The sequence below is a fragment of the bacterium genome, assembly GCA_016703265.1.
Taxonomy (GTDB): Bacteria; Krumholzibacteriota; Krumholzibacteriia; order LZORAL124-64-63; family LZORAL124-64-63; genus CAINDZ01.
Map to the genome: position 1 here is coordinate 166,477 of JADJCK010000009.1, position 11,815 is coordinate 178,291.

Sequence of the window (11,815 nt, forward strand, 5' to 3'; positions counted from 1 at the left end):
CCTGCGGAATCATCCGTTCAGGGCGCCCACCGCACGGGCCGCAGCCCGAAGTTGGCGACCGAGTCGCCCGGGTAATAGAAGTAGCGATAGGCCGAGCGGCAGTAGCGCGCGTCGATGTTCCAGCGCCCTCCGCGGAAGATGCGATAGCCGGTCACGCCCAGGTCGCACACCGGGTCGATGGCGCTGAGGTTCTGGTAGTCGGTGCGGTACGTGTCCCACACCCATTCGAGGATGTTGCCGTGCATGTCGTACAGGCCCCAGGCATTGGCCGGGAACGAACCCACGGCCAACCGCGCGTTGCGGAAGACGCCCAGGGCGCAGCCCGTCAGCTGGAGCGTGTTGCCCCGGTAGTTTGCCTCGGTGTCCGATGACAGGCAGTTGGTGTCGTTGTGGAACGCCATCACGGTGCCTGCGCGGCAGGCGTACTCCCATTCCGCTTCGGTCGGCAGGCGGTAGCCGTCGGCAGCCTGGTTCCAGATGACGTTGTTGGTGCCGGCGCCGATGACGTAGGCGGGCGTCAGGCCTTCCAGGGCCGAGAGCGCGTTGCAGTACCGCACCGCGCTGTCCCAGCTGATGTAGTTCACCGGTGCCTGGGCGGTCGATGGCGTGCCACCCATGACCTCGTACCAGCGCTGCGCCGTGACTTCGAACTTCGAGATGAAGAAACCGCGCGTCAGCGTGACCGGGTGCAGGCTCTCGTTGGTGGCGCGACCGGGCTCGCCGACCGGACTGCCCATCTCGAAGGTGCCGGCCGGAACGTAGGCGAATCCCGTCGGCGGCACCGGGTCGCCGCGATGATCGTCGGCTTCCACGCGCACGCGCAGGGTCTGGCCGTTGAGACCCGGCGCATCGATCGCGGCGTTCCACACGATGTGCCGCGCGCTGCCCGGCAGGACGCCATCGCCCACGTCTCCGGCAACGGTCGTGCAGGTGAGCGGGAACGTCAGCCCGCCATCGGACGACACCAGCAGCGTGATCGTCACCGGCAGGTCCTCGACGGTCTGCAGGTCGTAGGAGATGTCATACGAAGCCGAGAACGGCAGCGGCGTCACCTGCACGTTGCTCACGGCCAGTTCGGCGGCGGCGACGGCGCCCGGGGCCAGCATGATCCACAGCGCCAGGATGATGGTGCGCGTCGGCCGCAGCCCGTGTGCCCGCATGTGGACCAGCCTTCGTTGGACGCCGCTCTCAGCGCCGGTTCAGTTCGCCAACAGGTTCATTTCGTCAGGACGAGCTTCAGGGACTGCACGCGACCTGCGGCAACCAGGCGGCACAGATAGGTCCCCGACGCCACGACCTGCCCGCTGCGGTCCCGCCCGTTCCAGGCAGCCTGGTGGTGGCCGGCGGCCAGGGTGCCGGTTGCGATGGTCTGCACCAGCCGCCCCTGGAGGTCATGGATCGAGAGTTCGACCGGTCCGGCTGCAGCCAGCTCGAAGGTGATGGTCGTGCCGGGATTGAACGGGTTCGGGCTCGCCGCCGTGAACCTGGTCGTCGCCGGCAGGTCGGAGGACGGGTCGTCGACAGCCGACACGATATCGAGGAGGAAGTCCGCCGAATCGGCGTGGACCACCGTGGCCCGGGCGGCGCCGGCGCAGCCCAGCAGCACGACCGGCACGAGAAGAAGGAGCAACGGCTGGCGCATGTGGTGTCATCCCCGGGCCTCGCGGGCGCCCGCATGGTGCGATAGCTGGCCACGACCGGCCTGCCGTGAGGCGGCAAGGGAGGACCGGCATGTTGATAAGACAATATCACAAGGCGCGGGTCGCGGTCAACGGCCGGCAAGCGGACCGGTGATGTCGGCATTACCATCAGCGGACAGATCATGCCGATCATCTCATGGCCACGGGGGGAACCGATGATCCTGCGAACCGTGTCTCTCGCCCTCATCTGCGGCACCCTGTTCATGGCGACGCCGTCGCCCGCACAATGGCAGGCGGCCGCCTCTCCCCCGGGCGATCCCGTCGACAGGCTGCATCCGGCCGGCGCCGAGCTCTATTGCCTGAGCTACCTCGGCAAGGTCTACGTGACCACCGACCAGGCCCAGAGCTGGACCGAGGTCGGCACGATGACCCACGGCACCGCCATCAACTCGCTGGTCATCCACGACGACTGGATGCTGATCAGTCGCCAGGGCTGGGCCGGCAACCACCGCATCCGGCGCACCGCCGAAGGCTGGACCGCGTGGGAACCGTGGCCCGACCAGGACCACGAGTACCAGCACATGACGGTGTGGGGCGGGCGCATCTTCGCCGTGTCCAACAACGGGCTTGTCGTGAGCGACGACTACGGCTTGGCGTGGTCGCCGGTGGCTACGCCTGACGGCCGCAGGGCCTATCAGCTGATGGGCGCTCGCGGCGCGCTGTTCCTCGTCACCCGCAACATCGGCCAGAGCAACGGGCTGCTGCACCGCTCGGTCGATGGCGGCGTCACGTGGCAGGACGTCACCGGTCCCCTTGCGCCCATCAGCGTGCATGCCTGGGCCGAGCACCAGGGCTCGATCTACGTCGTGAAGTACCTCGGCGGCGGGCAGGGCGAAGTCTACCGGTCGATGGACGACGGCCTGTCGTTCCAGCTCTACACCGGGATGCCGACCGCCGGCTATGCGCCCAGCGCCTTCGCCACGGCGGGATCGTGGCTGGCCGTCGGCTACCCGACGTCGCAGGTGACGAGCTGCTTCCTGCGCGCCGACGAAGGCGAGTGGCAGGACTACGTGCAGAACATCGGCTTCCCGCAGATCAACGTGCTGGTCGCACAGGGCGGCTACCTCTACAAGACCGGCGGCACGGTGGGCCTGTGGCGTGCGGCACTGCCCGTGACGAGCAGCATCGACGACACGCCGCCGGCGCCGGTGGCACATCTGCGTGTGCAGCCCAACCCGTTCAACCCGCGCACGAGCGTGATCTTCGCGGCGCCGGGAGCGGCCCGCCTGGCCGTCTACGACGCGCGCGGGCATCGCCTCCGCAGCATCGCCGTGGCCGATGCCGGCCAGTGGACCTGGGACGGAACCGACGACAGCGGCCGCACCGCCCCCTCGGGCACGTACCTGTTGCGGCTGGAATCGGCAGAGGGTGTCCTGGCGCGGCAGTCGGCAACCCTGTTGCGGTAACGGCGGCGCGCACGGAGCACGGAGCGCGGGCCTTGCCACTTGCGCCGGCGCAAGTCCGCATCCGACAAGTCGAGTCGAACATAACGACAAAGGGTGGATGACATGGCGCGCATCGGCATCATCGGTTCGGGTGTGGTGGCCCGCACGCTCGGCAGCGGCTTCCTGGAGCACGGACACGAAGTGACCCTCGGCACGCGCGATGTGGCGCAGCTCGAACCGTGGCGGCAGGAGACCGGCGGCCGCGGCCAGGTCGGCTCGTTCGCCGATGCCGCGGCGTTCGGCGAGATCGTCGTCCTGGCCACCAAGGGCGCCGCCACGAAGGCGGCCATGGGCCTGGCCGGCATCGCGAACCTGGCGGGCAAGACGGTGATCGACACCACCAACCCGATCGACGACACGCAATCGCCGCGCGACGGCGTGCTCAGCTTCTACACCGAGGCCGGCGATTCGCAGCTGGAACGCCTGCAGGCGCTGGCCCCCGCGGCCCGGCTGGTGAAGGCCTTCAGTTGCGTGGGCGCGCCGTTCATGGTCAACCCGCCGTTCAGCGAGAAGCCCACCATGTTCATCTGCGGCAACGACGAGGCGGCCCGGCGGCAGGTGGCCGGAATCGTGGCCGAATTCGGCTGGGAAGTGGAGGACGCGGGCAGCGCCGCGGCGGCCGGCGCCATCGAGGCGCTGTGCATCCTCTGGTGCATCCCGGGCTTCCGTGAGAACCGGTGGACGCATGCGTTCCGGATGGTGAAGAAGTAACGGGAGCCGTGCTCGCGATCCTTGTCGCGCGGCCGCACACTGCCGGTGGAGCCGTCTGCACGATGAAGTCACAAGCACGAACGTGGATAAACCTGGGAGGCAGCCCATGCAATCCGTTGTCCGCACAGCTGTTAATCGCCTCGCGGGCGGGTTGGCCTTCACCGCCGCCGTCGGATTTGCGGTCCCGGCCCGGACCGCAGATCTGCTGACGTCGCCTGTCTCATCCTATACCTATTCAGGGGCCCTTATTGAGGCGGCCGACACCACACCGGGCGGTTCGCTGACACGCTCTTCGATCAATGTCCCGGTGGCGATCGCGGGCCAGCAGGTGCCGTTCGAACAACATGCCTCGGCCACCGACACCTGGGGCTATTCCACTTCGCGTTACGACCTGGAACTGGACTCGGTGCTGTATCCCGCCTTCGACGTGCTCACATTGCAGGTACAGATTGGTATTTCGGGAACAGTGCACGGGCTACAGGCTCCATGGCACGGATTCACCACCAACCTGTCTGGCGCGATGACCACAACATTCGCAGTCCAGCAGTGGTCGACTGCCGATATCGACCTGGAAATTGCTTGGGGTATGTCCGAGAACGGGGGACCATTCGAGAGCGGTGCCGAGGCCGGCATCAACGTAGTCACGGTCCGCGGTCCACTTGAACCCGATCCTGCGCAGCAGACGGCATACCTTCTTGAGAAGGTCCTGCCGTTGCCCGCAACGTGGCTACAGGAATCGGTAGCGACGAGTCAATCGCTGCACAATCTGGTGCCCGGAACCTACGAAGTGGTGATCGTGTCGGAATTGGATTCCGAAGGCTACGCATTGAGTACCGAAACCACGTCGTACGGCATGGACATCGGCAACATCGTCGCCGTGCAGGTCACGCAGACGCTCACTCCGGGTGCCTGCCTGCCTGGCCTGCCGTGCGCTTCGGCGGCTGACCGCGACCAGTTGAACGGCGTCTTGATCAACGATTTCGCCGCGTGGTACGCCGAGCCGGTCGATGTCACGAGCGACGGCATGGTCAACGACTCCGACGTGGCCGCCATGGCCTGGCTTGTCGGCGTCTCGACAGTCGATGCCGATCTCGATGACATCGTGGATGCCGTCGAGGTCTGGCAGGCGATCGCTGCGGTGGAAACGCCATCGGCCATGAAGGCGGCGCAGCTGCATCCTGCGCGCCCGAATCCGTTCAATCCGGCAACGGTGCTGTCGTTCACGCTGCCGACCGACGCGCGGATCGACCTGGCAGTGTACGACCTCATGGGCCGGCGCGTGCGCACGCTGGTCGCAGGCGAGCCGCGTGCCGCCGGGCGCCACGAAATGGCCTGGGACGGCTGCGACCAATCGGGACAGGCCGTGGCGGCCGGGGTCTACGTCTACAGGTTGGAGGCCGGCGCCGAGGTGCTCAGCGGGCGCATGGCGTTGGTGAAGTAGCAGGTCCGGCTTTACGGTTCGTTTCCGGCCGCGCCACTGAAAGGCGCGGCCGGCTTCGTTTCCGGACCGCCCCACGGCGCCGGCGTCACCGCGCGCCGCCGCGCGACTCCGCGTACGCCGCCAGCGCCCGCTGCCGCGAAACGGCCAGGTCGACCACCGGCCGCGGATAGTCCTTCCCGAGCTCGACACCGGCCGCCTGCAACACCGCCGCCGGCGCTTCCCACGGCGCGAAGAGCCAGCGATCGGGCAGGCCCGCCAGTTCGGGAACGAAGCGGCGCGTGTAGGCGCCGTCGGGGTCGAACCTGCGGCCCTGCAGCACGGGATTGAAGATGCGGAAGTAGGGCGCAGCATCCGCGCCGCAACCGGCCACCCACTGCCATGACGCGCTGTTGGCCGCCAGGTCGGCGTCGACCAGGCAGTCGCGGAACCACGCCTCGCCGTGGTGCCAGTGCAGCAGCAGGTTCTTGACGAGGAACGAACCCGTCACCATCCGCACACGATTGTGCATCCAGCCCGTCTGCCACAGTTCGCGCATGCCGGCGTCGACGAAAGGGATTCCGGTTTGGCCGCGCTGCCAGGCCCGCAACAGCGTTGACTCATCGTCCCAGGGAAAGGCGTCGAACGACGGCTGCAGGTTATCGGTCGGCAGGGTCGGATGGTGGAAAAGCAGGGCGTAGGAGAACTCGCGCCAGGCCAGTTCGCTCTGGAAGTGGTCCAGGTCCGGTCCTTCGCCCGCGGCGCGCGCACCGTACCAGAGCTGGTTGGGCGACACTTCGCCGAAGTGCAGCGCCGGCGACAGGCGCGACGTGTGCGGGCGCGCCGGGAAGTCGCGTCCCTCGCGATAACCACGCAGGCCGCCGGCCAGGAACGAGGCGAGCCGCGCGGTCGCCGCCTCCTCGCCGATCTTCCAGTGCGGCTCCAGCTGCCGGTCCCAGCGAATGCGCGGCAGGAGCTCCAGCGCGGCCAGCGGCAGCGCTCCTGCGGGCAGCTCGGCAAGGGCCAGTCGTTCCGGCCGCGGCAGCGGCAGTCGCGGCGCGCCCGCATTGAGGCAGCCCTTGCGGTAGAAGGGCGTGAAGACCTGGTACGGCTTGCCGGCGGCGTTGCTGACGTCCCACGGTTCCCAGAGCAGCGAGCCGTTGGTGCTGACGGCGGCCACACCCTGCGCCGCGAGCTTCTCCTTCAGCTTCGTGTCGCGGGCGATGCGCCACGGTTCGTAGCAGCGGTTACAGTGCACGGCCGTGGCGCCGACCTGCGCGGCGAGCGCGGGCACCAGGTCCAGCGCATCACCGCGCAGCAGCACAAGCCGGCCCTGCAGCGACCGGTCCAGCGCGGCCAGGCTGTGGTGCAGCCACCAGCGCGAGGCGGCGCCGCGGCGCAGGCTGCCGGCGTTTACGTCGTCGAGCACGAACACGGGCAGCACGCGACCGGCGGCCGCGGCGCGATGCAGCGCCGGGTTGTCGGCCAGGCGCAGGTCCTGGCGGAACCAGTGGATGATCAGCGGTTCGCTCATCGGGCGGCTTGGACCTTCCCTTCAAGTGTCAGCCCCCGCGCGGCACGGGGCCGCCGGCAGGTCAGCGAGATTCCCGGGCGAGCCTGGCCAGCAGCGCCGCCGCGCGCGCGTGCCCCGGTTCCAGTTCCAGTGCGCGGCGGAAGCACGCGGCGGCTGCGTCCGCGCGGCCCTGGCGCAGCCGCACGAGTCCGAGGTTGCAATGGGCGTCAGGGTAAGCCGGATCCTGCCGCACGGCGATCACGAACTGCTCCTCGGCGCCGGCCCAGTCGCCGACCGCCACCAGCGAGTTGCCGAGGTTGTTGCGCGCCGAGGGGAACTCCGGCTGCAGCCGCACGGCTTCGCGATAGGCGGCGACGGCCTGCTCGTGGCGCTCCAGCTTGCGCAGCACGTCGGCGAGATTGACCAGGTAGAGCGGCGCTGCGTGCAGGGTCGCGGCGCGTTGCAGGTGCGGCAGCGCCTCGGCCAGGCGACCCTCGGCCTCGAACGCCTTGCCCAGGTTCAGGTGCGAGAGGTAGTCGGCGTCGTTGACCGCCACGGCGTGCGAGAACAGCGTGCGGCTGTCGCGCCACACCTGCACCTGCCGATGGGCCGCCCATCCCAGCACCGCCACCGCCGCCACGGCCGCCGCCGCGATCGGCAACCGCAGGCGGGCCCGGCGCCCGGCTGCCTCCCCGGCGAGCCACGCCAGAGCCATGAAGAGACCGATCGAGGGCAGGTAGAAGTAGCGGTCCGACATCAACTGCATGCCGCCCTGCACCAGGTCGAGCACCGGCAGCAGCATGACGAGGAACCACAGCCAGCCGAGCCACACCAGGCGCCGCTGGTTGCGCCCGCGCCAGGCCAGCCACGAAACGGCGGCAAGCGCGCCGGCCGCCAGGGCGACCTGCGCCGGCGTGAACAGCAGGCCCTCCGGCGGATACGACACCGACAGTCCCGTCGGCCAGACGGCGCGCTCCAGGTACAGCGCGCAATAGCCGATCGCCTGCGCCAGGCGCACCGGAAGGGCGAGCGGCGCCGGCCCCCCGATGTCGCGCGTCTGCACCAGGTGCCACGTGAGCGCCGACGCCGCGGCCGCCAGCGCCAGGTAGGGGATCTTCTCCACGAGCTGGCGCCGCAGCGCGGGACGCTGTCCCGGCTGCCGGTAATCGAGCAGCAGCAGCACCACCGGCAGGGTAACGACCATCGGCTTGGACATCAGCGCCAGCGCGAAGCAGAGGAGCGAGAACAGGCGGGCGCGCGGCGACAGTGCCGCCACTTCCGGCTTCGCATGCGGCAGCAGCGCCAGCAGGAAGAAGAACCCGCTCAGCACGTCCTTGCGCTCGGCCACCCACGCCACCGACTCCACGTGCAACGGATGGATCGCGAACAGCGCGGCAACCAGCGCGGGCCGCCAGACCGCACCGGTCAGTCGGCGCAGGACGAAGTACAGCAGCAGCGTACCGGCAACATGCATCACGATGTTCGTGCGGTGAAAGGCACCGGGCGTCCCGGCCCCGAGTTGGTGGTCGGCCAGGTAGGTGAGCCAGGTGACCGGCATCCACAGGTCGCCGTGGCGCGTGGTGAAGGCCCAGCGCACGCCGTCAACGGACAGGCCCTTGGCCAGCGCCGGATTGTCGACCACGTAGACATTGTCATCGAGGTTCGTGAACTCGAACGAGGCGGCCGGCAGGAACACGGCCAGGCAGAGCAGCGCCAACAAGCCCGGGAGGACATATCGAGCGGCGACCCGGCTCGCGCCCGGGATGGCCTTCGGGACGGTCGACACGTGCAGTCTCCCCGGCAGCGAGAGGAACGCGGGTCCACTGGCAATGGCAGATTCTCGGCGAGAACACGGCGCGGGTCAATGGGACCGATTCAACGGAACCGCCGGTCCTCCAACGCCACCAGCCGGGCAGCCCATGGACAGTAGCGGCCCACCTGTTCGATCCACTCGTCCAGGTGGGCCTCGACATAGGAGGGCGTGCCGTCGCACAGCTCGATGGTCACTTCCGCCATCGCGAAGTCCTCGCCGTCCAGGTGCCAGGACCAGGGCGCGTTTTCGGGCGCCGCACCGCGCACGACCTTGCCCGAGGGGATCGTCGCGGTGCCGCCGCCCTGCCACAGGGCCAGCAGGTCGGCGATGGCCGGCTCGTGCGTCACGAGAACGCTGAACTGTTCGCCGGCGACGGCAAAAGTGGCCAGCACGCCGCCTGGCGGCGGCGTCGTCGCGGGGTCATTGTCGCCACACGCGGCCAGCAGCAGCAGGAGAGCCGGCACGCAGGTCATGAGGCGATGCGACATGGGGATTCCTCCTCGCAAGGCGGCAAAGGGGAATATACGCACAATCGGCTGTGGCCCCACGCTCCTCGCAGAGCGGACTCCCGGGTCGGATCCCTTGGCCGGGATGATCACTCCCGGCTGTCACCCTGCTTGGCCATCCGGTCGTCGTTCGCCCACGTGAAGACATCTTCGACCTGAACACCGAAGACGCGCGCGATCCGGAACGCCAGGGCGAGACTCGGGCTGTAGCGGTCGGCTTCGAGGAAGACGATCGTCTGCCGCGCGACCTCACAGCGAGTCGCCAGTTCCTGCTGCGTCATCTCACCGTGTTCGAAGCGCAGGCGGCGGATGCGATTGCCGATTCCGGTCCGGTTCATGGTTCAGTCGCCCGCAGCCAGGGGACTCCGCGACAGCACCAGCACCGCCAGTGAGCGGACGACCAGCATGGCCACCCACGCCCCCGTGATCAGGACGGGAAGAACGCTGACATCGACGACGGGCGGCTTCAGCCTGAAATGGGTCAGCCAGATCAGCATGCCGGTCACGACGAGGAACAGATAGGCCGCCGACCCGCCAAGCACCTCGGCGTGACGTGCGATCTGCCGCTCACGTTCGTCCGGGGTGACCGGAAAGGCCCGCGGCACGAAGACGGCCAGGGCCACGAGAGACATCGCCGCGGGCGCCACGCCCGGTCCTGCTGTCACCCAAAGCGCGCCATAGGCTATGATCGTGAGCAGGCCGATACCGAGCGAATACCACGCCGATTTCTGCTGGGCGGACATGGGGTTCCTCCTGTCTGGGGTCTCCCGGGCAGTGTGACCGCTCAAATTCGTGATGTCAACTATTTATTACTTTGTGTTGCAAATACACGACACCAAAAGGGCAGGTTCGGCGGAGACGGGGCCAAGTCCTTGTCCGCTGACGGTTTGCGGCCTAGATTGCCCCCATGAAACAGTCGCCGAATTTCTCGCCTCCCGCAGTGCACGCGCCTTGCCGCCTATCCATGCGGTGTCGCCCGACTCGGCTCTGACGGCTCCGACGTTCCGACCGGCGCGCGCATCCCGCTTCGACAAGATCTTTCGACCCATTGCCCGGTCCCCGGGTGGATCGCCATCGACTGCAGAAGGAACGGACATGATCCCAGCCCAGCCCCGCGGTTCAGCCACACTTCGCCGGGAGATCGCGCGGCGGCGGACGTTTGCGATCGTTTCGCACCCCGATGCCGGCAAGACGACGCTGACCGAGAAGTTCCTCCTCTACGGCGGCGCGGTGCAGCTGGCCGGGTCGGTGACGGCCCGCCGCGACCAGCGGTCCACCACGTCCGACTGGATGGAGCTGGAGAAGAAGCGGGGCATCTCGATCAGTTCGACCGTGCTGCAGTTCGACTACCGCGATTTCCGGATCAACCTGCTGGATACGCCGGGGCACAGCGACTTCTCGGAGGACACCTACCGGGTCCTGACCGCGGTCGATGCCGCCGTCATGGTCATCGACGCCGCCAAGGGCATCGAGAACCAGACGCGGAAGCTGTTCGAGGTCTGCCGGCAGCGCGGTGTGCCCATCTTCACGTTCATGAACAAGCTGGATCGCCCGTCGCGCGAGCCGCTGGCCCTGCTGGACCAGCTGGAAGACGTCCTGGGCATTGCCGCGTACCCGATGAACTGGCCGCTGGGCACGGGCCAGGACTTCAAGGGCGTCTGGGATCGGTGCGACAGGGTGGCCCACATCTACGAGGTGACGCCGAAGGGGAACTACCGGGCGCCGGTCACCAACGTCGAGCTGACCGATCCGGTCATCCGCGATCTCATGAGCGAGCAGTCGTACCGCGCCCTGCAGGACGAGATCGCGCTGCTGGACGGCGCGGGCACGGAATTGGACGCCGCCGCCATCGCCTCGGGCCGCATGACACCGGTGTACTTCGGCAGCGCGCTGAACAATTTCGGCGTGCAGCTGCTGCTGGACGGCTTCCTCGAGCACTCGCTGCCGCCGGGCTCGCGTCGCAGCGGGTCCCTCACCGTGCAGCCCGACCAGGAGGCCTTCACGGGCTTCGTGTTCAAGATCCAGGCGAACATGGACCCGCGCCATCGCGACCGCATCGCGTTCGTGCGGGTCGTCTCCGGCACGTTCAACCGCGACATGTCCGTGACCGTGGCCCGCACCGGGGCCAAGACGCGACTGTCGAATGCCGCCAAGGTCTTCGGTCGCGATCGCGAGACCGTTGACGAGGCCTACGCGGGCGATGTGGTGGGCATCGTCGGCAACTCGCGACTCATCATCGGGGACACCCTGACCGAGGACCCGGCGATCGCCTACGACGAGATCCCGCGCTTCCCGCCCGAGTGCTTCAGCTACCTGGAGAACACCGATACGGCGAAGTTCAAGCAGTTCCGCAACGGCGTGGACCAGCTCCTCGAGGAGGGCGTGGTGCAGCGCTTTGAGCAGCCCGATTCCAGCCGCCAGCGTCAGCTGATCGGGGCCGTGGGGCCGCTGCAGTTCGAGATCGTGCAGTACCGTCTCGAAAGCGAATACGGAGCGGCGGCCCGCATCGTGCCGGCGCCCTGGACCGTTGCCCGCTGGGTCGAGTCCGAGCTCGCGGACCGGGACCTGCCGCTGCCGGGAGACGCCTGCCTCGTTCGTGATGCGCTGGGACGGCGCATCGCGCTGTTCGTCAACGAATGGAGCCTGCGCTACTTCAGCGATCGCCATCCCGGCGTGAAGCTCCACGTCTCGCCACGGTAGCCTGCGGATC

The 11,815-nt window shown here is 68.3% G+C and carries 11 protein-coding genes; 4 read left to right on the forward strand and 7 right to left on the reverse strand.

Features of this window, described 5'->3' with window-relative positions; all coding sequences use genetic code 11:
• Positions 1-17: 17 nt before the first annotated feature.
• Both IPG61_16560 and IPG61_16565 read right to left on the reverse strand, forming a co-directional pair.
• Entirely contained in the window at positions 18-1,160 is a 1,143-nt protein-coding gene (locus IPG61_16560; protein MBK6735652.1) for a formylglycine-generating enzyme family protein, read from the reverse strand.
• A gap of 56 nt (positions 1,161-1,216) precedes the next feature.
• The gene (locus IPG61_16565) at positions 1,217-1,642 is read right to left on the reverse strand and encodes a T9SS type A sorting domain-containing protein (GenBank protein ID MBK6735653.1); all 426 of its coding nucleotides are present in this window, start codon (positions 1,640-1,642) and stop codon (positions 1,217-1,219) included.
• A 213-nt stretch (positions 1,643-1,855) separates the two neighbouring features.
• Between IPG61_16565 and IPG61_16570 the strand changes: the two genes are divergently transcribed.
• The 3 genes from IPG61_16570 to IPG61_16580 all read left to right on the forward strand — a co-directional run bounded on the left by IPG61_16570 (position 1,856) and on the right by IPG61_16580 (position 5,297).
• A complete protein-coding gene (locus IPG61_16570; protein MBK6735654.1) occupies positions 1,856-3,106 on the forward strand; it encodes a hypothetical protein in 1,251 nt (416 codons plus the stop codon).
• A gap of 102 nt (positions 3,107-3,208) precedes the next feature.
• Positions 3,209-3,856, forward strand: coding sequence for an NAD(P)-binding domain-containing protein (locus IPG61_16575; GenBank protein ID MBK6735655.1), 648 nt, complete (start codon positions 3,209-3,211; stop codon positions 3,854-3,856).
• 106 nt (positions 3,857-3,962) lie between these two features.
• Positions 3,963-5,297, forward strand: coding sequence for a hypothetical protein (locus tag IPG61_16580; protein ID MBK6735656.1), 1,335 nt, complete (start codon positions 3,963-3,965; stop codon positions 5,295-5,297).
• Between the two features lie 85 nt (positions 5,298-5,382).
• On the opposite strand, the gene IPG61_16585 is transcribed toward IPG61_16580, so the two are convergent.
• The 5 genes from IPG61_16585 to IPG61_16605 form a co-directional block, all read right to left on the reverse strand.
• Positions 5,383-6,807: a deoxyribodipyrimidine photo-lyase gene (locus IPG61_16585; protein ID MBK6735657.1), complete on the reverse strand. Its 1,425-nt coding sequence runs from the start codon at positions 6,805-6,807 to the stop codon at positions 5,383-5,385.
• A gap of 61 nt (positions 6,808-6,868) precedes the next feature.
• On the reverse strand, positions 6,869-8,572 hold the full coding sequence (locus IPG61_16590; protein ID MBK6735658.1) for a tetratricopeptide repeat protein: 1,704 nt from the start codon (positions 8,570-8,572) through the stop codon (positions 6,869-6,871).
• 89 nt (positions 8,573-8,661) lie between these two features.
• Positions 8,662-9,087 carry a hypothetical protein gene (locus tag IPG61_16595; protein ID MBK6735659.1) on the reverse strand — a complete coding sequence of 142 codons (426 nt, stop codon included), beginning with the start codon at positions 9,085-9,087 and terminating at the stop codon, positions 8,662-8,664.
• A gap of 107 nt (positions 9,088-9,194) precedes the next feature.
• A complete protein-coding gene (locus IPG61_16600; protein MBK6735660.1) occupies positions 9,195-9,443 on the reverse strand; it encodes a helix-turn-helix transcriptional regulator in 249 nt (82 codons plus the stop codon).
• A gap of 3 nt (positions 9,444-9,446) precedes the next feature.
• Entirely contained in the window at positions 9,447-9,848 is a 402-nt protein-coding gene (locus IPG61_16605; GenBank protein ID MBK6735661.1) for a hypothetical protein, read from the reverse strand.
• Positions 9,849-10,200: 352 nt separating this feature from the next.
• Between IPG61_16605 and IPG61_16610 the strand changes: the two genes are divergently transcribed.
• The gene (locus IPG61_16610) at positions 10,201-11,805 is read left to right on the forward strand and encodes a peptide chain release factor 3 (protein ID MBK6735662.1); all 1,605 of its coding nucleotides are present in this window, start codon (positions 10,201-10,203) and stop codon (positions 11,803-11,805) included.
• Positions 11,806-11,815 lie beyond the last annotated feature (10 nt).